We start from the raw sequence: 21,996 nt of genomic DNA on the forward strand, positions 1-21,996 counted from the left end.
GAAAATAAGGCAACCGACGCCATACCTTTAAATCCCCCGTGTTGCGCGACAAACGTCGCGCCGGCGGTGGCGAAACAGCAATGAATCGCCACCGTCTTCTTTGTGGCCTCGGTCAATGAACGGCCGGGCTATCTTCTATTACCTGCCGTAAGCAATTTGCGGTGCCTCCGGGCATCGTACCGGTTCCTGCTGGAAAGATAAATCCGACCTCCGTAAATCCAGATCCGGATGATGCGTATGGACCATGAACTGGAATAACGGATGCTTCGCTTCCTCCCAACGGCGCCGAGCCGCCATCACGTCTTTTGCAAGTACCCGGTGCGGTAATCCGCCAACATGTGCCATTGGCAGGAATTCTTTTTCTCCAAATACATCTTCGAACAGCATGGCTTCATATTCCTTGTCCAGCGGCGAACGCGCGGTAATCACCATATAGTCGACCAACTGCTGTTCGCAATAAAGCCACAAAGCCTTGCAAAGCATTACCTTGACAACCCGGCCCACCCCACCGCCCGCCACACCAAGCCGGGTGGCTTCCGCCAGGCGGCTGCCGGCCAGCCAGTCAGGTAGACGCACCGATTGTTCCACTGCCAGCGGCGCATATTCGTTGGTTTGAATCCGCATGGTACCCAGCGGCGCGCCATCCAGCTTCGATTCTGCAAGAAGCACGGCCACGCCCGGGTCCCGATCGCATTCCTCAATGCCCAGTTTCTGGGCAAAAGCCGGCAAATGCCGTCCATAAGCCATGCGCCGGATCTCAACGACTTTTTCAAGGTCAGCGTTTTCACGAACAATACGGATGGTAAATGGCATGGACTCGCGCTTCTCCTGAGCTTGTACAACTGCCCGTTCGAGCCGATCGGTTCGTTCACCATGTTCAATATGTCCGTTACGGAAGACGCTGCTTTGACCTACCTGATTAAGCTGTTCCATTTGTGCTACCCCATTTTTGGCGAGAAGGAGGACGCCGTGGAACGTTTGACTTCACGCAAACGAAACACACGACGGATTTAGTCTCGCCCAAAGGCAATTGATGGGGTGCGCGCTACCAAATAAATCTTTAAAGAAACTTGAAAAAATTATGCATTTTCAGGGCTTTTCGCGTTCGGCGGCCTAAACATCTCCGGGAATTTCGTATTATGAAAAATTCCCGGAGAGTCAGTATGTGTCGCCCACGTGAAACGCCATTCTTTTTTCCATTAAATAGGACGCCAAATATTCTAAAGATGCGTTTCCGCCTCCGCTTATCGCCGGTGCTGCACCGTTCGGGTGCTCCTGCTTTATAACGGCTTTTTTATCGCCGACTTTATATGTATTGGCGAATAGCGAACAAGTGAAGGAACCATCCACGACCGGCCGGAGAAGCGACTGTTCGCACGAGACGGCCTATTGCCTGGGCGATTTGGCAGTCTATTAATCCGACGAATAAAGAATGCTTTAACTAACCCTTATCGGACTATGGAATTTCGATATAAATCGGAAGTAATTTGCAGATGTCCGGTATGCGCGCTTTTTAAACCGGAAGAGAATGCCGACCGAGCCTGGCGCCGTTGCCCGTTTTTGCCGTATGAAGAAGCTCGAGGACAGCGGATGCAGGGCGCATCCGCCGGTTTGACCCGCTGGACGCAAGTCCAGCAGCCGGGTTCGTCCTCAGTCCTCGTCGTCGAGCCAGGGGATATCTACGTCGGTGATGAACGCCACCATCGCGAGCGGGCGCCCTTCCTGACGGCCGATCTTGCCGTCTGCCCGTTGCCATTCGCATCGAAACACGGTCGCCGGGGTGTCGGCCATCAAGGTCACGGTGCGCAGCTCGTCCGGGTCCGCGTCTTCCACGGGCCCATCGAGTGACACCAGCAGTTGTTGCGGCCACATGCCGTCGGCGGGATCGTAGATCTTGTCGCCGTCGTGAATCACGACAAACGCTTCCACGCCGATGGTCGCCGAAGCCTCCACAATCATCTTGCCAAGCGCGCGCAACACGGCCGTTGCGCGGCCGGAGTTGGCCTGGCGAATCGCGAGGTCGCCGCGCGTCAGCGCCTGCTCCAGCTTCGGGTTGGTTTTCTGTTGGGCCATCGGGTCGCCTCCGTAACTTGATTCACTATTCGACGAGCATCGCGCGCCGGCTTGCAAGGCGCGATCGTACCATTCCTGTTCCAAATTTACCGCCTGAGGGGCCTCGTGCGGAATTTTTAGCACCCCGCAAACGCCCGCCCATCAAAGCTGCAAGCATCCCGGCAACGACCGGAACGATCCCTTTGTGCTCAAGTCGGCTGCCGTTTGATCCGATAAGATGTTGTCCGGCGTCAAGCGCTGCCAAGTCCCGTCGCACACGTCCGATCGTCCTATGACTTCCGGGTCGTCACCCGAGTTGTCGTCATATCCATACGCGCACACCAACATCATGTTCGAACTGTTCCTGGCTCCTGTTTGTACAGCCGATCTGACCAAGCAGGTTCACCGTCGTGAGACGGTGGGGCTGACACGGTTCATGCCGTTCATCCTGCGCGCCTTTTCGTTATTTGTTTCGCCATTGGTCGAGGGAAATCTTGCGCAAGCCCTCACGGCTACGCCGACCTGCGGCGCCCGTCTCCAGGCAGCAGCTTCGTGATGCGGCGCGCGCTCGGGAAACCTCCTCCGCACGTCGCGTTTGACGGCATCGTGCTCTGTTCGCACTTCCAGCCGATCTACAGCCTGCCCCACCAGCGCCAGGTCGGTTACGAAGCCTTGTTGCGCGGCGCTGCGTCGGCGGGCGAATTGATAACGCCGTTCGAACTGTTCGCGAAGGCGATTGTGGAGAACTCGACCGGGACGCTCGACCGCCTCAGTCACGTCACGCATTTGCACAACGCCGCCGGATGGTTGCCCGGGCAGTCCTGGTTGTTCCTGAACGTGACGCCGGCAAGCTTTATCGATCCGGGCTATGCGCGGCAACTCGCCGATCACGCGCTTGAGTCGGGCATGCGGCCAGAAGAAATCGTGATCGAATTGCTGGAATCAGGCGGCGACGATGTCTGCGCGTTCGCCCATGCTACCCAGGCGTTCCGCTCGCACGGTTTTATGGTGGCGGTCGACGACTTTGGCGCAGGGCACTCGAACCTGGACCGGCTGCTGACCTTGCGGCCGGATATCGTGAAACTGGATCGCAGCCTGATCCATGCGCATCAGCCGGATTTGCGCGAGTCGGTCATGCCGAAGCTGGTGAGCTTGTTGCACGAGGCAGGCATGCTGGTGGTCGCCGAAGGGATCGAGACCAAGCAGGACTTGCTGCTGGCGGCGCGCTCGGGCGTGGACCTGGTGCAGGGTTTCCTGTTCGGTCAGCCCGGTCGCGGATCCTCGCCGGAGGAAACCGCGACGCAGCAGATCGAATCCGTCTTCGATACCCTCGCTCACACGCGCCAGACTCGCGAGCTTGCCGTCGACTTGCTGCTGATGCCGTATAGGACGCGCTTTGCGGAGGCAGCTGAGCGAATGTGCGCCGGCGCGTTGCCGGAGCGCGCCTGCGAGGATCTGCGCGCGCTGCCGTGCATGGGAAGCTGCTTTTTCCTCGATCAGGGCGGCCGCGAATGTATCCCGGCAATCGAAGGCGCGGCCGCGGCCCCGATCGCTCCCCGCCTCGCGCCGCTGAGCAAACCGTCGATCGGCCGCTGGGACAACCGGCCTTATTTCGTCGATGCCCTCGCGTATCCGCAACGGCTGATGGTCAGTGCTCCGTATTTATCGGCGACCGGCACCGGGCTCTGCGTGACGCTATCCATCTACATCACTTATCGCGGCAGTCCGATCGTGTTCGTCGCGGATCTCGACTGGGAGCGACTCGCCGCGTCGGCGACGGGGTTGCTGCCGCCTTCATCCTAGCGCCGGGCTTCGGCCAGCGTTCGCGCGAGATACTCGCCGCCCGCTTTCAACGCGGTCACGTTGCCGGGTTCGAAGGTCCAGTGACCCGCGGCATCGACGATGGATAGCTGCGCGCCCGGCCACACGTCGGCCAGGTCTTGTGCCTGCTCGGCGAGACACACCATGTCGAAGCGGCCGTGCACGAGCACGCACGGCAGATGCGCAATCCTGCCGATACGCGGCAGCAGCGGCTCCGGCGGCAACTCATGCGCCATGTAGTGATGCTCCAGCAGCGACATGGAGATTGCAGCGGCGTTGGCCTCGCGGGTGGCTTCGGGCGTAGCTTCGGGAGCGGCCGGCTCGGCTTGCGGCGCGTCGGGCAGCGTGGCGGTGGTTTGTGCGGCATCGGTTTGAGTTGCCATGACCGATTCATCCTTTTGCGCCGGGTCAGCAGGCTTCTTCGACGCAGGTTTGTTCACCACCGATAACGTCGCTTCAAACCCCGACCACGCGCGCGCGAGCTTGATGCCGGCGTCATCGAAACGGGCGAGCGGCGCGCCGGTGAGCGTCAGGATCTCGGCGGCATTGCGTGGACGCTGACCGCTCGCGGTCTCGATGGCGTCGAGGAAAGCCCGGTGCGCGTCCGGAAACACGCGCCGCACATCCCACAGGAACCAGTCGATATCCTCCTTGCGCGCGAGGAAAATCCCGCGGAGCAAAAAGCCGAGGCAGCGTTCGGGATGCGTCACGCCATAACTAAGCGCGAGCGTCGTGCCCCACGAGCCGCCGAACAGCGCCCATTTCTCGATGCCGAGCGTGACCCGCAACTTTTCCATATCGCCGATAAGATCATTCGTGCCGTTGTGTTCCAGCTTCCCGAAAGGCGTGGATTTGCCGCAGCCGCGCTGATCGAAGAAAACCATCCGCCACTTCGATGCATCGAGCACATCGGCCCACTTCAGGTTCATCGCGCCGCCGGGGCCGCCGTGGACAATCAGCATCACGGGAGCGTCCTTCGGTCCTTGCGCACGCCAGTACATCGCGTGGCCATCGCCGACATCGAGCATGCCGTCCTCGTAGGCGGGCGCCGGTTCGGCGGTCGGCTTGGCGGCGTCACCATTCGTAGATTCGGCCTTCACTTCGCCCTTCACTTCGCTGTTTGCTTCGTCCGTCATTGCAACTCCGTTAAAGAGAGGCTCGTGCCTCTCTGATTGTCATTAGGCGGTAGCTCAGGGCGTGATTCCGGGACATGCGCCGCCGCACAGGCTATCCTTCGGGTTTCGCACGCTGGCTCAAACGCCGGGCAGGTCAGCCCACCCGAGACGTTTTGCAACCCGCCGCATCCCTTTCGCACACTTTTACCACCGTCTATTTCTTAATGCATCGAACCTTCGTCAAGTGGCTATTCGCGACCTACCTGCTTGGCAGCGGTACGGTGTGGTCGATCCTGATTCTGCCTTTGTTTCCGTTTGTCGGCCGCAACGGCCGTTATTGGCTCGCCAAACAATGGTGCCGCGCGATGGTCAAAATGATGCGCGTGATCACCGGCGTATCGTGCTCGGTCGAAGGCCTTTCGAACCTGCCGGATGAACCGTTCATCATGCTGTGCCGGCATGAATCGACATGGGAAACACTCGCGTTCATGGCGCTGTTTCCGCGCCGCATCAGCTTCGTTTTCAAGAGCGACCTCAAGCGCATTCCGTTCTTCGGCTGGGTGCTGAAGGGCCTGGATATGGTAAGCCTGGATCGCGGTTCGCCCCGTCAGGCGCATCAGGCTGTGACGCGTGAGTGTGCCGAAAAGCTTGCGCTGGGCGATGTGGTGGTGATCTTTCCGGAAGGCACGCGGGTCGCACACGATGCGCCGCTCAAGCTGGCTTCAGGCGGCGTGAGGCTCGCGTGTTCCACGCAAGTGCCCGCCGTGCCGGTCGTGCATAACGCCGGCAAATATTGGCCGGCGAAAGGCTGGCCCGATCAGCCCGGGCATATCCGCGTGATCGTGCTGCCGCCCTTGCCCGCCGATTGTGTGGTGCCGCAAGAGTTGAACCGGATGGCGCAAGAACGGATGGAGAAGGAACTGGCCCGGCTGGCTTGAGATTGAACAGAATGGATTGCGCAGGCCACGCGCCAGGCAACCGTAATAAGCATCGGTTCGACGCGCTGCGTCAGAACGTCAAAACATCAGAACCTCAGAACGGCCGGCGGCGCTTCGCCGCGCACAGCCGGTCCACCGCCGACATCAGCGCTTCCATCTCGACGGGCTTCTGCAAATAGCCGTCGTAGTGAACGAAAGCCGGCGGATGCGGATGGCCCGAGATCATCAGGAAGGGAATGTGCGCCAGGGCCGAGTTGGTCTTCATGGTCTGGCATAACAGCGCGCCGCCGAGCCCCGGCATCATCCAGTCCGATACCACGATATCCACACTGTGCTCGCCCAATAATGCAAGCGCACCGTTGCCGTCGAACGCGGACAGCACCGTGCAGTCCGCCGACTGCATGCACAGCGTCCAGGCTTCGAGAGTGGCGGGGTCGTCGTCGACGAGCAATACGGTTTTCATCGTGCTGGCGGCTTTGATGATCGTCCTGATGATTGGAGAGTTGCGGAGTCAGACAGCGCAAAACGGACTTTGGTTGCACGCAATTCCTATTGCGTTTACTTACAGAACGGTTGCTTGCGACGCTCGTACGTTGCTCGTGACGTTCTGCGTTTATTGGGCCTTTCAAGACTGCAATGCGCTTGCCTTGCCTGCCGACCGAGGCAGGCGTCGAAGCACGCTTTGAAGCAGGCTTGGCCCACTTATATAGCTTTTATCGCACGTATGCTAATGGGGTTTTGCCGATCCCGCATTTGCGGTAACAAGTGCCTGCAGCAAGGCTGCGCGCACACTATTTCATACCGATACGAATTGCCTCCCGCTGCCTTCCTGCTTCCCGGATTGCATCGATGAGGCTATCCAGCGCAGGCGAGCGGACGCGGTCATGGCGCAGTATCAGGCCGATAGGTTCATCGGCGCCGGCGAAGGGCATCGGCAAGCGGGCCAGCAGCTTCAATTCGATGTCATGTTCCACCACGCTCGAAGGAACGAACCATACCGCGTCATTGTGCAATGCAAGAGCGCGGCCCAGCGACACCGACAAGGTTTCAATCAACGAACTCAGCGCCTGCGCGCCGAATGCCGTCAGGACGCTTTCAGCGGATTGGCGGATCAACGTCCCGAACGGCGGCACGACCACGGGAAAGCGCGCAAGCACCGACGCCGTGATGTTGCTTTCATGGACGAGCGGATGATCGTGGCGCACGACGACGGTCAGCGGCTCACGGTACAACTGCTCGAACGTCATCCCCTGCATGCCTCCCGGTTCAGACAGCCGGCCGATGACCAGGTCGGTATCGGCGGATTTCAGGCGTTCGAGCAACTGAGAGTTCGACCCGGTCCATACCCGCACGGAGACATCCGGCCAGTGCGCCCGAAACGCGGCGAGCGTGGGCGGCAGCAACGCGGGCGCGACAGTCGGCAGGACGCCCAGCGCGACCGTGCCGGGCAAGTCGACGCCATGCCGGGACAACTCGTCCACCCCTTCCCGCAAAGCCCCTACGCAGGCCGCGGCGTGGGGCGCAAACAATCGGCCTTCGCGCGTGGGCGCCGCGCCGCGGCGGCCCCGTTCGAACAGCCGGACGCCGAGAATGGATTCAAGCTCGCCTATCGTTTTCGATACCGCCGGCTGCGTGATCGAGAGGCTGTCGGCGGCGCGCTGCACGCTGCCGAATTGCGTCACTGCCAGGAAGCATTGCAGATGCCGGAACTTGATCCGGCCGCTGGTCAGGTTGGCGAGCGGCGCTATAGGCTTGTTCAGCGTGTTCGGCGCCACCGCCGGGACCGACGGCATAGGTTTTTTAGCCATGACGATTGGTTATGCCTGAATGCATAAAACGTCATTTTCCATAACTTCGTCACTTCGATAAAGTGTTGATTCATATTTTAAAAGTCGGAGACAAAAAAGTGACCTCCCCCGCGACTGCCCCCTCCCTCATCCTGACCCCGCGCGACTGGGATTCCCACCCGCCTTATCGCCATGCGGGTTACAAGTCGTCGGTTCTGCGCAGCCCGTCGCGTCCATTGATCCCGCTAAAACAGAACCTGAGAGACCGGCGCGTGCCGGTATATGGCGCGGATGATCTCGGCAAACTCGACCATGACCTCACGCGCAACGCCGCAAAGAACGGCGAGCCGCTGGGCGAACGCATTATCGTGACGGGCCGCGTGCTCGACGAAGGCGGCCGGCCGGTGTGCAATACGCTGGTCGAGATCTGGCAAGCGAACGCGGCCGGACGTTATGTTCATAAAGCCGACCAGCACGCCGCACCGCTCGATCCAAACTTCCTGGGCGCCGGCCGTTGCCTGACCGATAACGAAGGGCGGTATCGCTTCCTCACGATCAAGCCGGGCGCGTACCCGTGGGGCAATCATTCGAACGCGTGGCGTCCGAATCACATTCACTTCTCGTTGTTCGGCGACTACTTCGGCTCGCGTCTCGTCACGCAGATGTATTTCCCCGGCGACCCGCTGATCGATCTCGACCCGATCTTCCAGGGCACGCCGGAGCACGCACGCGACCGGATGATCTCGCGCTTTTCCATCGATACAACCGAGGAAGGCTATGCGCTCGGTTATGAGTTCGACATCGTGCTGCGCGGTGCGAACCAGACGCCGACGGAGGCTTGAACATGACTGTCTATAAACAAACGCCGTCGCAAACGGTCGGACCGTACTTCGCCTACGGCTTGTGTCCCGAGCAATACAACTTCGACCTGAAGAGCTTGTTCACGCCGTCGATCGCCGATCGGGAATCGGCCGGGCAGCACATCAGCATCGTGGGGCAAGTGTTCGATGGTGAAGAGAAAGTCGTTGGCGATGCCGTCATCGAAATGATTCAGGCCGATTCCACCGGCCGCTATGTGAGCACGACTGCCGAGGCACGCAAGTCCGGTTTTCGGGGCTTCGCGCGCGTGGGCACGGGGACCGATCCCGAGTTGCGCTTCGTGGTGGACACGGTCAAGCCGGGTAGTACGGGAGGTGATTCGGCGCCGCATATCGATGTGATCGTATTGATGCGCGGCATGCTGCTGCACGCCTATACGCGCATTTATTTCGACGACGAAACCGACGCTAACGCTCGCGATGACGTCCTGGCGCAAGTTCCCGCGGAGCGGCGCGGCACGTTGATCGCCAAGCGTGAAGCGGGGACATCGAATACGATTTATCGCATCGATATTCACTTGCAAGGGCCGAAGGAAACTGTGTTCTTCGATCTCTAAGCGCTTCGGGGTGAGCAGGCAGAGCGTCCGGCGCGATGGTTTATGATGTCGGTCGCTCGAACTTGCCTGTGATTCCCCTATGAAAGACGCTCAGTCCGCCAGTCCGTTGTACCTCAAACTTCTCGCCGAAACCGCGCAGATCGAATGGTCTGAACTGCAGCGGTTTTTCGCGCGCGGCGTGTTGTTGAAAGTGGCACGCGATATCGATCTGGTGAGCGTCGCCGAAGCCGTTGCCAGCGACGATACGAAGCAGGTCGCCGAGTGGTTGTCGGCCGGGTTGCTCGAACGTGTCGAACCCGCGACGGCTGAGGATCTTGCTGCGCGCAATCCCGAACTGTGGGCTGTGGTGGTGTCGCCGTGGGTGTGTGTGCAGGAACGGGGTTGAGCAGCGCGCTCTCATTTTCCCGATAACTTCCGCCACAACGTCGTCTTGCTGATGCCAAGTGCCCGGGCGACCTCCTCGCGGTTGCCATCGAAGGAATCCAGCATTGCGCGAATTTCGTCGGCTTCCACTTTCCGGCTGCGCTGCTTGAGCGTTTCCGGGCCCGACGCAGATTCGCTGTCTTGAAGTTCCGGCGCAATCGACCTCAGCAGTTCAGGCGTTACCCGCATCCCCGGCGTCTCGTCCAGTTCCACCGCAATCCGCTCAATCACGTTCTGCAATTCGCGCACGTTCCCAGGCCACCGGTACGCAACCAGCAACGCTAATGCCGGTTCAAGCACGCCGCGCGCCGCATCGACGGAAACGGCGCGTCCCGTCTGCGATAACAACTGCGCAGCCAGCCCGGCAATATCCGGTGAACGCTCACGCAGCGGCGGCAAAACCAGGTTCAGGATATTCAGCCGATAATAAAGATCGGCCCGAAACTGCCCCGCCTGCAGCTGTTCATTCAGCCCGCGATGCGTCGCGGCTACCACGCGCACATCGACTTGCAGCGGTTCCGTGGACCCTAGACGCACCACTTCGCGCTCCTGCAGCACGCGCAGCAAACGGCTTTGCAAGGGCATTGGCATCTCGCCGATTTCATCGAGGAAAAGCGTGCCGCGATGCGCCGATTCAATCAGCCCCGCTTTGCCCCCGCGTCGCGCACCGGTGAACGCGCCTTCTTCGTAACCGAACAATTCGCTTTCCAGCAAGGTGTCCGGAAACGCGCCGCAATTGAGCGCGACGAACGCAAACTCGCGTCGTGCGCTTGCCGTATGGATGCCTTGCGCGACCAGTTCCTTGCCCGTGCCGCTTTCGCCCCGGATGAGCACGGTGGCGTCCGTTCGTGCATATCGCCGGGCACGCTCGCGCACTTGTTCTATCGCTTCGCTCGTCCCGCTCAGATCCTCGATCCGATACCGCGCGACCAGTTGCGGCGCGCGTTGCCGCGTGCGCACCGAGCGGTCCATGCGCTGCAACGCCACCGACTCCTGGAAGGTGATGATCGAACCGGAAGCCGCCGATGCCGACGCATCGCCCCATGCACTTCGATGCACCACATACGTCGCACCCCGAACCGTTTCGAGCGACTCGCCGGGCTCCTTCGGCACTGCGCCGGCCACCTCTGGCGCGAGATCGGCCAACCGCTTGCCCACCGCTTGTGACGGCGCGAGCCGCAACATGTCGGCCATCTTGCCGCTCAATGCTTCGATGCGGCCATCGGCGGTCAGCGCGATCACGCCGTCGCGCAAATGCTGCAGCACCTGATCCAGCCGCCGGCGCCGCTGCGTCTCACCGAGCGTCGCGCGCGCAACTTCCAGCGCCGTTTCAAACGCCCCCTGAACCGAGGCACGCGAGTATAAAAACACCGCCTTCATGCCTGCTTTCTCGGCCAGTTCGGTAACGAGTCCCGGCCCGACAACAGCCAGCACACCCCGGTCGCGCAGATCGAGCACGCAAGCCTCCGCGTCTTCCGCCGACAGATACGAAGCGCACTCCACCTCTGCGCCAAACGCGCGGAAAAACCGCTTGAGCTCAGACGGCGTTTCGCCGTGCATCACGAGACCGACCGAGTCGCTCTCACGACGTGCCCGCGCCAATGCATGCATCACGTCGAAGCCCGTGGGATTGATCAGGACGACCGGCACGCTGATCCGCGCCTTCAGGTAGGCCCCGTTCGATCCCGCCGATACGACCACGTCCGGACGCGCATCACCCGCGTTCTCGATCTCGTGCACCGCGTCCTCATAGCCCAGCGGCACAATGCGCAGATCGGCGATGCCGTCGTACTCCGCCGCGATGTCGCGATACAGGTCGCGCAACTTGCTGATACCGACTGCCCAGATGCGTGGAGGTGGATTCATGACTGATCGTCGAACCGGTGAAATCCGAAGTTTAAACCCATTTTTGCAATCACCGATTTCATTTTTGAAATCCACGAGCCCTCCTTGGAAGGTCTAATCTCTTAAAAATCAGAACCTTAAGATCGGGTCCCAATCTGGCAGGCAACTTGCCCTATATCAGCGGGTCAACGGAGACATATCCATGAGTTCACATTCCACACTGAGCGCCGGCGCGAAATTTCGCGCCGCCGTCGCGGCTGAAAAGCCTCTTCAACTCGTCGGCGCGATCAATGCGAATCACGCGCTGCTTGCCAAACACGCGGGCTTCAAGGCAATTTACCTGTCCGGCGGTGGCGTATCCGCAGGCTCGCTGGGCTTGCCGGATCTCGGCATTTCCACGCTCGACGACGTCCTGACCGACGTTCGCCGCATCACCGATGTCTGCGATCTGCCGCTGATGGTCGATGTCGACACAGGCTTCGGTCCGAGCGCCTTCAACATTGCACGCACGGTCAAGTCGCTGATCAAGGCGGGCGCGGGCGCGATGCATATCGAAGATCAGGTCGGCGCCAAGCGATGTGGTCATCGGCCGGGAAAGGCGATCGTCTCGCAGCAGGAAATGGCCGATCGCGTGAAGGCTGCAGTCGATGCGCGGACCGATGAGAACTTCGTCGTGATGGCGCGAACGGATGCGCTCGCGGTGGAAGGTCTGGAAGCGGCGATTGAGCGGGCGCGTGCTTGCGTTGAAGCCGGCGCCGACATGATTTTTCCCGAAGCCATGACAGACTTGAAGATGTACAAGCAATTCGTCGATGCCGTGAAGGTGCCGGTTCTCGCGAACATCACGGAGTTCGGTTCGACGCCGCTTTTCACGGTCGAAGAACTGCGCAGCGTGGATGTATCGATCGTGTTGTACCCGCTCTCAGCGTTCCGCGCGATGAACAAGGCGGCAGAGAACGTGTATCGCGCGATCCGCACCGACGGCACGCAAAGCAATGTGCTCGACACCATGCAGACGCGCGAGGAACTGTACGCGAGCATTGGTTATCACGATTTCGAAGACAAGCTCGACGCCCTGTTCAATCAGGCGAAGTGACGCGTCAATTTAATCAGGAGACTGAATCAAATGAGCGATACGTTAGAGAAAGAGGCACCCGCCACCGGCGGTTTCAAACCGAAGAAATCAGTCGCACTGTCGGGTGTGACAGCGGGCAATACCGCGCTGTGCACCGTCGGCAAGACGGGCAATGATTTGCATTATCGTGGCTATGACATCCTCGATATTGCCGGCACCTCCGAGTTCGAAGAGATCGCATATCTGCTCGTGCATGGCAAGCTGCCGACCGTCGCTGAACTCAAGACGTACAAGGCCAAGCTCAAGGGTTTGCGTGGGTTGCCCGCGAACCTGAAAGCCGCGCTCGAATGGATTCCCGCATCGGCTCATCCGATGGATGTGATGCGCACCGGTGTCTCCGTGCTCGGCACCGTGTTGCCTGAGAAAGAGGATCACAACATTGCCGGTGCCAAGGATATTGCCGACCGCCTGATGGCCTCGCTCGGCTCCATTCTGCTGTACTGGTACCACTATTCTCATAACGGCCGGCGCATTGAGACCGAGAGCGATGACGATTCCATCGGCGGGCACTTCCTGCATTTGCTGCATGGTGTTCCACCGTCGAAGTCATGGGTCGATGCAATGCACGCGTCGCTGATTCTTTACGCCGAGCACGAATTCAACGCATCGACGTTCACGTGTCGTGTGATCGCCGGCACGGGCTCGGACATGTACTCGGCGATTACCGGCGGCATCGGCGCGTTGCGCGGCCCGAAGCACGGCGGCGCGAATGAAGCTGCGTTCGATATTCAATCGCGTTATCAGACGCCCGACGAAGCGCAAGCCGATATCCGTCGCCGCGTGGAAGCAAAGGAAGTCGTGATCGGCTTCGGTCATCCGGTGTACACGATCTCCGATCCGCGTAACAAGGTGATCAAGGAAATCGCGAAGAAGTTATCGAAAGAAGCCGGCGACACCAAGCTCTACGACGTCGCCGAACGCCTCGAAACAACGATGTGGGACGCGAAGAAGATGTTCCCGAACCTGGACTGGTTCAGCGCCGTTTCCTATCACGCGATGGGCGTGCCCACGGCCATGTTCACGCCGCTGTTCGTGATCTCGCGGACATCGGGCTGGAGCGCTCACATCATTGAACAACGTATCGATAACAAGATCATCCGGCCGAGTGCAAATTACACCGGGCCTGACGATTTGAAGTTCGAGCCGCTGAACAAACGCAAATAAATTACAGAGACACGTCAAGCACATGAGCCATATTTCAAACGTCCGGCCCGAGCCGGATCGAGTATTAGTCGATATCGTCGACTACGTTCTCAACTACAAGATCGACAGCACGCTCGCGCTCGACACCGCGCGCAACTGCCTGATCGATACGCTCGGCTGCGGACTCGAAGCACTAACTTATCCCGCCTGCACCAAGCTGATGGGACCCATCGTGCCCGGCACGATAGTCCCCAACGGCGCCAAGGTGCCCGGCACCTCTTTCCAGCTCGACCCGGTTCAGGCTGCGTTCAACATTGGCGCGATGATCCGCTGGCTCGACTTCAACGACACATGGTTGGCTGCCGAATGGGGCCATCCGTCGGACAATCTCGGTGGCATTCTCGCAACGGCAGACTGGCTTTCGCGTAACGCGGTGGCTACCGGCAAGAAGCCGCTATCGATGAAAGACGTCTTGATCGCGATGATCAAGGCGCACGAAATTCAAGGCTGTATCGCGCTGGAAAACTCGTTCAACAAGGTCGGGCTCGATCACGTTTTGCTCGTGAAGCTGGCTTCAACGGCAGTCGTCGGTCAGATGATCGACCTCACGCGCGATGAGTTGATAAACGCTGTTTCGCTGGCCTTCGTCGACGGTCATTCGCTGCGCACGTATCGGCATGCGCCGAATACGGGCTCGCGCAAATCGTGGGCCGCAGGCGATGCAACTTCGCGCGCCGTGCGCCTTGCGCTGATCGCGAAGACCGGCGAGATGGGCTATCCGTCGGTTCTGACCGCTAAAACATGGGGCTTCTACGACGTGCTCTTCAAGGGCAACGAGTTCAAGTTCCAGCGCCCGTACGGTTCGTACGTAATGGAAAACGTGCTGTTCAAGATTTCGTTCCCGGCCGAATTCCACTCGCAAACCGCCGTGGAAGCCGCGATGACCTTGCACGCGAAGCTCGCGGAAACGGGCAAGAAGGTTGAAGACATCAAGAAGATCACGATCCGCACGCACGAAGCAGCAATTCGGATCATCGATAAAAAAGGACCGCTCGATAACCCCGCCGATCGCGATCACTGCATCCAGTACATGGTTGCCGTGCCGCTGATTCATGGCCGGCTGACCGCATCGGATTATGAAGATTCAGTGGCGAAGGATCAGCGTATCGATACGTTGCGCGCGAAGATGGAATGCGTGGAAGACCCGCAATTCACGAAGGATTATCACGATCCGGAGCAGCGTTCGATCGCCAATGCGCTGACCGTTGAGTTCAATGACGGCAGCAAGTTCGACGAGGTGGTCGTCGAATATCCGATTGGACACAGGCGTCGTCGTGAAGACGGCATCCCGCTTCTGGTTGAGAAGTTCAAGGTTAACCTCGCACGGCGTTTCCCAGCCAAGCAGCAAGAGGCGATCCTCGCGGTATCGCTGGATCAGGCAGCGCTCGAAGCCATGCCGGTCAATGAGTATGTTGACTTGTATGTGATTTGAGCAAGGCGAGACGCGTTAGCCCGTAATGTGAAAAGGCCGTTCCAACGCGAGTTGAAACGGCCCTCAATAAGCACAGCGTGGCTCAATGCACCCAGTCATTCCAAAGCACGACCAGAATCGTCATCAACGCCGGCCCAATAAACAGGCCCACCAGCCCGAACGTTTCCGCGCCGCCCAGAATCCCGAATAGCACCAGCAAAAACGGCAAGCGCGCCGCGCCGCCAATCAGCACCGGCCTGATAGCGTGCTCGGCCACGAACACAACCACAAATCCGAACACCGCGACGCACACCGCTGCCGCCATCGAGCCCTGAGCAAGCAGCCACAACGCCGCGCCTATGAACACAATCGGCGCGCAGAACGGCAGCATCGCGGCGATGGCGGTCAGCATGCCCAGCAACGTGGCATGCGGCACGCCGGTCACGGCATAAGCCACGCCAAGCAACGCGCCTTCACCCAGACCGACCACCACCAGCCCCGTCACCGTGCTGCGAACCGACTCGGCCATCCGTCGCGCAAGCGAGGCGCCATCCGAACCGAACCCGCGCCTCGACGCCTCAAGCAACTGTTCACCAAGCTTCGACCCCGCCTTGAACAGGAAAAACAGCGTAACGAGCATGAAGCCGAACACGACCAGACCGTGCGCGACCCGACCGCCGAAATGCCGGGTCATGGCGACAACCGTCGCGCTATGGAAATGCTTGGCCGCCGGCGAAGAACTCAGCGGTGTAGCAAGATTTTCCTGCCACCACGCCGATATCTGTGACGACCCGGTGGGCAGATGGTTGACAAGATCAGGCATGGGAATGCCCGAGCGCAGCGATTCTTGAAACCAGCGTATCAAGTCGCGGGCCTCGCTGCCCGCCTGCGCCACGACCAGGATAAACGGCACGACGAATACCAGCCCGATCACAACGGTCAAAACCACCGCGAGCCAGATGTGCCGATCCTTGAACACCGGCCGCTGCTCGAGCCAGGTCAGCAACGGCCACAACGCAATGGCGATGACCGCAGCCCACACGACAGCAGGAATGAAGTCGCGGATCATCCAGATCGCGACGGCGACGAGCACCGCGTACAGCAACCCCGACGCGGTTCGTTGCAGACGCCGCGTGCGGTCCTTTTCGTCCGCAGAGGTTTGATCGCGTGGATTCATATAAAACGCCCTTGTTATTTCTTCTTTAAGTGAAAGCCCACAAGCCTGCTTTAAATCAAGTCTTTCCGCGTCTTAGGTGAGAGTCTTAGTTCTGTGACGCACTGAGTACCAACCCTGCATTGTAAGTCGGGCCGCTATCGGCCAGAATCAAGGCGAAAGCACTTTCAACCGGCTTTCCGCATGTTGTTCTAATTTCACACTTCGCCAATTCCGTTTCCCTATAATCGAAACCCCCGCCCCGGCATCCGTTCAAGAGACATGCAGTGAAAGCTATCCAAACGATTGTCAACGCGTGCGCAACAACGGCCTTGCTCGCCGGCTGCGCGTCCGGCCTGAATCGGTCGAAGGAAGAAGCAATCAACCAGAAGGTCGGCATTGTCGTCCATCCGGTGCACGAGGGCGTGGAACTGCGGCTTCAGGAATCGGCGCTATTCGACTTCGACGAAGCCTCCATGCGTCCCGAAAGCATCGCCGTGCTCAATCGTGCAGCCGTCCTCCTCAAGCGCAGCACGCGCCCGATCATGGTCGAAGGGCACACGGACAACGTCGGTCCGTTCGACTACAACCAGGCACTGTCCACGGCGCGCGCGAATGCCGTGGGCGATGCGCTAGTCGCACGCGGCGTTCCTGCTGCGCGTATCAAGACAAAAGGGATCGCATTCTTGCAACCGATCGCGACCAACGACACGCCCGAAGGGCGTGCGTTGAACCGGCGCGTGGAGATTATTGTAAAGACGGAGACTGAAGAAACACTGCTGGGAAAATTGAAGACGAAATGATGCGCGGAACGATGTAAAGCGTCATTTCGCGTGCTGTACTTCCATCACCAATAGCTGGGCGCCATCGGTTACCTGGTCGCCGACGCTGAACAAGATTTCGCCCACCGTGCCGCCCGCCGGCGCAACAATGGTGTGCTCCATTTTCATGGCTTCCATCACCAGCAGCGGCGCGCCCTTCTCGACCACCGCGCCCACCTCCACCAGAACCGCGATCACCTTGCCCGGCATCGGCGCTGTCAGGCGGCCCTCGCCATGCTCGGCATCGGCGGCATGCGCCAGCAGATTCTGCCATTCGAACGCCAGCGACGCGCCCGCGTAGAACACATGGAACACATCGCCGTCGATAAACACGCGCCCCTTGATCCGCTTATCGCCGATCAGCACGACGAATGCTTGTGGCTCGTCCCCGTGCGACCAGTCGAACGTGAGCGTTTCGCCAAGCAGTTCGAGCTGTTTGTTGTCGGCGCGGCCTGATGTTGAATCCCGGGTAAAGACGGCCAGGATTTCGTCGTCCGAACCAACGAGGCGCCAGTTCAACGCCTGCGTGTAGCCGCCGCTCATGCGCCAATGAGACAACGCATCCCACGGCGATACACCGTGCGCCTCGCCGCCCTCACGCGTGAGCAATGCAGCGCAAGCCAACGCGAGCGCTTGCGTTTTTGGCACCGTCGATCGTGCAAACAACGTGTCGTGATGACGTTCAATCAGACCCGTATCAAGATCACCCGCAGAGAACGGAACGCTGACCACGATCCGATGCAGGAACTCGATATTCGTCGACGGCCCCACCACTTCGCATTGTTTCAACGCCAGCGCCATGCGCAACAATGCATGGTCACGATCATGACCATGCACGATCAGCTTGGCGATCATCGGATCGTAAAACGGGGTAATGGTGTCGCCTTCACGCACGCCGCTATCAATGCGTACATTTCCATTCAACTGAAATTCGACGGCTTCGGGCAGACTCAAATGCTTCAGCGTTCCCGTCGATGGCAAGAATCCGCGCGATGGATTCTCCGCGTAGATACGCGCTTCGATCGCGTGGCCGTTCACCTTCAACTGATCCTGCAACAACGGCAACGGTTCACCGCTCGCCACGCGCAGTTGCCACTCGACCAGGTCGAGGCCGGTCACCATTTCGGTCACCGGATGTTCAACCTGCAGCCGGGTGTTCATCTCCATGAAATAGAACTGGCCGTCGCCGGTCATGATGAACTCTACCGTGCCGGCGCCAACGTAGTTCACCGCGCGCGCGGCCGCGACCGCGGCTTCGCCCATGGCTTTACGCACCTCATCGGAGAGGCCGGGCGCGGGTGCTTCTTCCAATACTTTTTGATGGCGCCGCTGCACCGAGCAATCGCGATCGAAAAGATACACGGCGTTGCCATGCTGATCGGCGAATACCTGGACTTCCACATGCCTCGGACGCTGCAGATATTTTTCGATCAACACACGATCATTGCCGAAACTGCTCGCGGCTTCGCGTTTGCAAGACAACAACGCCGAGGCAAAGTCAGCGCTCTTCTCGACCACGCGCATGCCCTTGCCACCGCCGCCCGCGCTTGCTTTCAGCAGCACGGGGTAGCCAATGCCATCGGCTTCTTTTTGCAGCAACGCCGGGTCCTGGCTGTCGCCGTGATATCCCGGCACCAAGGGCACGGACGCCGACTGCATCAGCGCCTTGGCCGCGGCCTTCGATCCCATCGCGGAGATGGCCTCGACCGGTGGCCCGATGAACACCAGCCCGGCCTTCTCGCACGCCCGCGCAAAATCCTCGTTCTCCGACAAGAACCCGTAGCCCGGATGCACGGCTTGCGCGCCGGTTTCTAACGCGGCGTTAATGATCTTTTCGATCCGCAGATAACTCTCGGACGCAGCAGCGCCGCCGACGTGCACGGCTTCATCGCAGACGGCAACGTGCTTCGCCTGGGCATCGGCATCCGAATAGACCGCCACGCTGCCCACGCCTAATCGTTTGCAGGTCGCAGCCACACGGCACGCAATCTCGCCGCGATTCGCAATCAGTATTTTGTTGAACATGACGAAGCCTGGAAGAAGGAGATCACATGCGGAACACGCCGAAACGCGTGTCCTCGATAGGCGCATTCATGGAAGCGGCGAGACCAAGTCCCAGTACATCGCGGGTCTGCGCCGGATCGATCACGCCGTCGTCCCACAGGCGTGCGCTTGCATAATACGGATGCCCCTGTACTTCGTATTGCTCACGAATAGGTGACTTGAACGCTTCTTCTTCTTCCTTCGACCATGTACCGCCCTTGCCCTCAATGCCATCGCGGCGCACCGTCGCAAGGACGGATGCTGCCTGCTCGCCGCCCATCACGGAGATGCGCGCATTCGGCCACATCCAGAGGAAGCGCGGCGAATATGCCCGGCCGCACATGCCGTAATTTCCCGCACCAAACGAGCCGCCGATAATCACCGTAAACTTCGGCACCTTCGCCGTAGCAACCGCCGTCACCATCTTCGCGCCATTACGCGCGATGCCTTCGTTTTCATACTTGCGGCCGACCATGAAACCCGTGATGTTCTGCAGGAACACGAGCGGAATCTTGCGCTGGCAGCACAGCTCAATGAAGTGCGCGCCCTTCAACGCAGACTCGGAAAACAAAATGCCGTTGTTCGCAATGATGCCGACCGGATGCCCCCAGATATGCGCAAAACCGCACACGAGCGTCGTGCCATAACGAGCCTTGAATTCATCGAAGGCGGAGTCATCAACAATGCGCGCGATCACTTCGCGGATGTCGAACGGCTTGCGGGTGTCGGCCGGAATCACGCCATAGAGACTATGCGGATCGTGACGCGGCGGCAGCGGTTCTTTGAGCGCCACCGGCGAGACCTTCACTCGATTCAGGTTGCCAACAATGCTGCGCGCGATCCCTAACGCGTGGGCATCGTTTTGCGCGAGGTGATCGACCACGCCTGAGAGGCGCGTATGCACGTCACCGCCGCCCAGATCCTCCGCGCTGACCTCTTCACCCGTTGCCGCTTTTACCAGCGGCGGACCGCCCAGGAAGATCGTTCCCTGGTTCTTCACGATGATCGATTCATCGCTCATCGCCGGGACATAAGCGCCGCCCGCAGTGCACGAGCCCATCACCACGGCGATCTGCGAAATGCTCTTCGCCGACATGTTCGCCTGGTTATAAAAGATGCGGCCAAAGTGGTCGCGATCAGGGAATACATCGTCCTGATTCGGCAGGTTCGCGCCGCCGGAATCGACGAGATACACACACGGCAAGCGATTCTCTTCCGCAATCTCCTGCGCCCGAAGATGCTTTTTAACCGTCACCGGATAATACGTGCCGCCCTTGACGGTTGCGTCGTTGCAAACGATCACGCACTCCTGCCCCGCAATCCTGCCGATGCCCGTAATCACGCCGGCACCGGGAGCGTCGTCGTTATACATGCCGTACGCGGCCAGTTGCGACAACTCCAGAAACGGCGTGCCCGGATCGAGCAATTGCGCGATGCGATCGCGTGGCAAGAGCTTGCCGCGTGACACGTGTTTATCGCGGGCCGCTTGTCCGCCGCCCAACGTGATCTTCGCGATCTTTTCCTTCAGATCCGCGACGAGCGCTTCGAGCGCCGCCGCGTTGGCGCGAAATTCATCGCTGCGTGGATTCAGTTTCGATTCGATGATCGGCATAAGTTTGCCCGCTCGCTCAAGCTGTTTCAGCGAAGAGTTCACGGCCGATCAGCATGCGGCGAATCTCGCTCGTGCCCGCGCCGATCTCATACAACTTTGCATCGCGCCACAAGCGGCCCACCGGGTACTCGTTGATATAACCATTGCCGCCAAGAATCTGGATCGCTTCGCCAGCCATCCATGTCGCCTTTTCAGCCGTGTAGAGAATCACGCCCGCGCAATCCTTGCGGACCTGGCGGCCATGTCCTGCGCCGAGTGTATCGAGTTGACGTCCCACCGCGTAGAGATACGCGCGGCATGCCTGCAGGGTCGTATAAAGATCGGCGACCTTGCCTTGAATCAACTGGAACTCGCCGATCGCCTGACCGAACTGCTTGCGGTCGTGGATGTACGGCACAACCGCGTCCATGCACGCGACCATGATGCCCGTCGGGCCGCCCGCCAACACCGCACGTTCATAGTCGAGGCCGCTCATCAAAACCTTCACGCCGCCGTTCAATGTCCCAAGGATATTTTCCTTCGGCACTTCAACGTTCTCGAACACGAGTTCGCCGGTATGCGAGCCGCGCATGCCGAGCTTGTCGAGTTTCTGCGCGACCGAAAACCCCTTCATGCCCTTCTCGACGATAAACGCCGTAATGCCCTTCGAGCCCGCTTCAATATCGGTCTTCGCATACACCACGAGCGTGTCGCAATCCGGTCCGTTAGTGATCCACATCTTCGTGCCGTTGAGCACGTAGTGGTCGCTCTTTTCGTCGGCGCGCAGCTTCATGCTGACCACGTCCGACCCTGCGTTCGGCTCGCTCATGGCCAGCGCGCCAATGTGCTCGCCCGAGACGAGCCCCGGCAGATATTTGCGCTTTTGCGCCTCAGTGCCGTTGCGATGAATCTGGTTCACGCACAGATTGGAATGCGCGCCATACGACAACCCCACCGACGCCGACGCCCGCGAGATCTCTTCCATCGCGACCATGTGCGCCGTATAGCCCATGTTCGCGCCGCCGTACTCTTCGGACACCGTCATGCCGAGCACGCCGAGATCGCCGAATTTCTTCCAGAGGTCCATGGGGAACTGGTCGGTTTTATCGATTTCAGCCGCGCGCGGCGCAATCTCCTTTGCAGCGAAATTGGCGAGCGAGTCGCGCAACATGTCGATGTCTTCGCCCAAGGCGAAATTCAGACCGGGTACGTCGTTCATGCGG

At 59.9% G+C, this 21,996-nt stretch carries 20 protein-coding genes; 10 read left to right on the forward strand and 10 right to left on the reverse strand.

Annotated elements, in window-relative coordinates:
• Positions 1 to 138: 138 nt before the first annotated feature.
• Together ACSQ83_RS20605 and ACSQ83_RS20610 are read right to left on the reverse strand one after the other, a co-directional pair.
• Complete coding sequence (locus tag ACSQ83_RS20605; RefSeq protein ID WP_436229417.1) at positions 139 to 933, reverse strand: hypothetical protein; 795 nt, start codon at positions 931 to 933, stop codon at positions 139 to 141.
• Between the two features lie 717 nt (positions 934 to 1,650).
• Entirely contained in the window at positions 1,651 to 2,073 is a 423-nt protein-coding gene (locus ACSQ83_RS20610; protein ID WP_031357205.1) for a hypothetical protein, read from the reverse strand.
• 328 nt (positions 2,074 to 2,401) lie between these two features.
• On the opposite strand from ACSQ83_RS20610, the gene ACSQ83_RS20615 reads away from it, so the two are divergent.
• Both ACSQ83_RS20615 and ACSQ83_RS20620 read left to right on the forward strand, forming a co-directional pair.
• Positions 2,402 to 2,608 carry a hypothetical protein gene (locus ACSQ83_RS20615; protein WP_436229418.1) on the forward strand — a complete coding sequence of 69 codons (207 nt, stop codon included), beginning with the start codon at positions 2,402 to 2,404 and terminating at the stop codon, positions 2,606 to 2,608.
• Entirely contained in the window at positions 2,608 to 3,855 is a 1,248-nt protein-coding gene (locus ACSQ83_RS20620) for an EAL domain-containing protein (RefSeq protein WP_436229419.1), read from the forward strand. Before ACSQ83_RS20615 ends, ACSQ83_RS20620 begins: the two co-directional genes overlap by 1 nt.
• Here the strand turns inward: ACSQ83_RS20620 and ACSQ83_RS20625 are convergent.
• A complete protein-coding gene (locus tag ACSQ83_RS20625; protein WP_436229420.1) occupies positions 3,852 to 5,009 on the reverse strand; it encodes an alpha/beta fold hydrolase in 1,158 nt (385 codons plus the stop codon). The two genes, ACSQ83_RS20620 and ACSQ83_RS20625, sit on opposite strands and share 4 nt — an antisense overlap.
• A 203-nt stretch (positions 5,010 to 5,212) precedes the next feature.
• Here ACSQ83_RS20625 and ACSQ83_RS20630 point away from each other — a divergent pair, with 203 nt between their 5' ends.
• On the forward strand, positions 5,213 to 5,926 hold the full coding sequence (locus ACSQ83_RS20630) for a lysophospholipid acyltransferase family protein (RefSeq protein ID WP_414955231.1): 714 nt from the start codon (positions 5,213 to 5,215) through the stop codon (positions 5,924 to 5,926).
• A gap of 94 nt (positions 5,927 to 6,020) precedes the next feature.
• Here the strand turns inward: ACSQ83_RS20630 and ACSQ83_RS20635 are convergent, their stop codons facing one another.
• Together ACSQ83_RS20635 and pcaQ are read right to left on the reverse strand one after the other, a co-directional pair.
• On the reverse strand, positions 6,021 to 6,389 hold the full coding sequence (locus tag ACSQ83_RS20635; RefSeq protein WP_414955232.1) for a response regulator: 369 nt from the start codon (positions 6,387 to 6,389) through the stop codon (positions 6,021 to 6,023).
• A gap of 328 nt (positions 6,390 to 6,717) precedes the next feature.
• Positions 6,718 to 7,719 carry a pca operon transcription factor PcaQ gene (gene pcaQ / locus ACSQ83_RS20640; protein WP_436229453.1) on the reverse strand — a complete coding sequence of 334 codons (1,002 nt, stop codon included), beginning with the start codon at positions 7,717 to 7,719 and terminating at the stop codon, positions 6,718 to 6,720.
• Between the two features lie 113 nt (positions 7,720 to 7,832).
• Between pcaQ and pcaH the strand changes: the two genes are divergently transcribed.
• From pcaH to ACSQ83_RS20655, 3 genes are all read left to right on the forward strand, one after another.
• Entirely contained in the window at positions 7,833 to 8,555 is a 723-nt protein-coding gene (gene pcaH / locus ACSQ83_RS20645; RefSeq protein ID WP_436229421.1) for a protocatechuate 3,4-dioxygenase subunit beta, read from the forward strand.
• A gap of 2 nt (positions 8,556 to 8,557) precedes the next feature.
• Positions 8,558 to 9,148: a protocatechuate 3,4-dioxygenase subunit alpha gene (gene pcaG / locus ACSQ83_RS20650; protein ID WP_436229422.1), complete on the forward strand. Its 591-nt coding sequence runs from the start codon at positions 8,558 to 8,560 to the stop codon at positions 9,146 to 9,148.
• A 79-nt stretch (positions 9,149 to 9,227) separates the two neighbouring features.
• A complete protein-coding gene (locus ACSQ83_RS20655) occupies positions 9,228 to 9,533 on the forward strand; it encodes a DUF2288 domain-containing protein (RefSeq protein WP_414955235.1) in 306 nt (101 codons plus the stop codon).
• 11 nt (positions 9,534 to 9,544) lie between these two features.
• Here ACSQ83_RS20655 and prpR read toward each other — a convergent pair whose 3' ends face one another.
• Positions 9,545 to 11,437 (reverse strand): propionate catabolism operon regulatory protein PrpR, encoded by a 1,893-nt coding sequence (gene prpR / locus ACSQ83_RS20660; protein ID WP_436229423.1) that lies wholly within the window; start codon positions 11,435 to 11,437, stop codon positions 9,545 to 9,547.
• A gap of 181 nt (positions 11,438 to 11,618) precedes the next feature.
• Here prpR and prpB point away from each other — a divergent pair, with 181 nt between their 5' ends.
• From prpB to ACSQ83_RS20675, 3 genes are read left to right on the forward strand one after another with little or no spacing between them, the layout of a single operon-like run.
• A complete protein-coding gene (prpB, locus tag ACSQ83_RS20665) occupies positions 11,619 to 12,512 on the forward strand; it encodes a methylisocitrate lyase (RefSeq protein WP_414955237.1) in 894 nt (297 codons plus the stop codon).
• Between the two features lie 30 nt (positions 12,513 to 12,542).
• Complete coding sequence (gene prpC / locus ACSQ83_RS20670) at positions 12,543 to 13,715, forward strand: bifunctional 2-methylcitrate synthase/citrate synthase (protein ID WP_436229424.1); 1,173 nt, start codon at positions 12,543 to 12,545, stop codon at positions 13,713 to 13,715.
• Positions 13,716 to 13,737: 22 nt separating this feature from the next.
• On the forward strand, positions 13,738 to 15,186 hold the full coding sequence (locus ACSQ83_RS20675) for a bifunctional 2-methylcitrate dehydratase/aconitate hydratase (protein ID WP_436229425.1): 1,449 nt from the start codon (positions 13,738 to 13,740) through the stop codon (positions 15,184 to 15,186).
• 82 nt (positions 15,187 to 15,268) lie between these two features.
• Here ACSQ83_RS20675 and ACSQ83_RS20680 read toward each other — a convergent pair whose 3' ends face one another.
• On the reverse strand, positions 15,269 to 16,342 hold the full coding sequence (locus ACSQ83_RS20680; protein WP_414950923.1) for an AI-2E family transporter: 1,074 nt from the start codon (positions 16,340 to 16,342) through the stop codon (positions 15,269 to 15,271).
• 263 nt (positions 16,343 to 16,605) lie between these two features.
• Here ACSQ83_RS20680 and ACSQ83_RS20685 point away from each other — a divergent pair, with 263 nt between their 5' ends.
• The gene (locus ACSQ83_RS20685; RefSeq protein ID WP_414950922.1) at positions 16,606 to 17,121 is read left to right on the forward strand and encodes an OmpA family protein; all 516 of its coding nucleotides are present in this window, start codon (positions 16,606 to 16,608) and stop codon (positions 17,119 to 17,121) included.
• A gap of 21 nt (positions 17,122 to 17,142) precedes the next feature.
• Here ACSQ83_RS20685 and ACSQ83_RS20690 read toward each other — a convergent pair whose 3' ends face one another.
• From ACSQ83_RS20690 to ACSQ83_RS20700, 3 genes are read right to left on the reverse strand one after another with little or no spacing between them, the layout of a single operon-like run.
• The gene (locus ACSQ83_RS20690; RefSeq protein WP_436229426.1) at positions 17,143 to 19,164 is read right to left on the reverse strand and encodes an acetyl/propionyl/methylcrotonyl-CoA carboxylase subunit alpha; all 2,022 of its coding nucleotides are present in this window, start codon (positions 19,162 to 19,164) and stop codon (positions 17,143 to 17,145) included.
• 22 nt (positions 19,165 to 19,186) lie between these two features.
• On the reverse strand, positions 19,187 to 20,794 hold the full coding sequence (locus ACSQ83_RS20695) for a carboxyl transferase domain-containing protein (protein ID WP_436229427.1): 1,608 nt from the start codon (positions 20,792 to 20,794) through the stop codon (positions 19,187 to 19,189).
• A 16-nt stretch (positions 20,795 to 20,810) separates the two neighbouring features.
• The gene (locus ACSQ83_RS20700; RefSeq protein ID WP_414968246.1) at positions 20,811 to 21,992 is read right to left on the reverse strand and encodes an isovaleryl-CoA dehydrogenase; all 1,182 of its coding nucleotides are present in this window, start codon (positions 21,990 to 21,992) and stop codon (positions 20,811 to 20,813) included.
• Positions 21,993 to 21,996 lie beyond the last annotated feature (4 nt).

This window comes from Caballeronia sp. LjRoot29, from assembly GCF_964252755.1.
Taxonomy (GTDB): domain Bacteria; phylum Pseudomonadota; class Gammaproteobacteria; order Burkholderiales; family Burkholderiaceae; genus Caballeronia.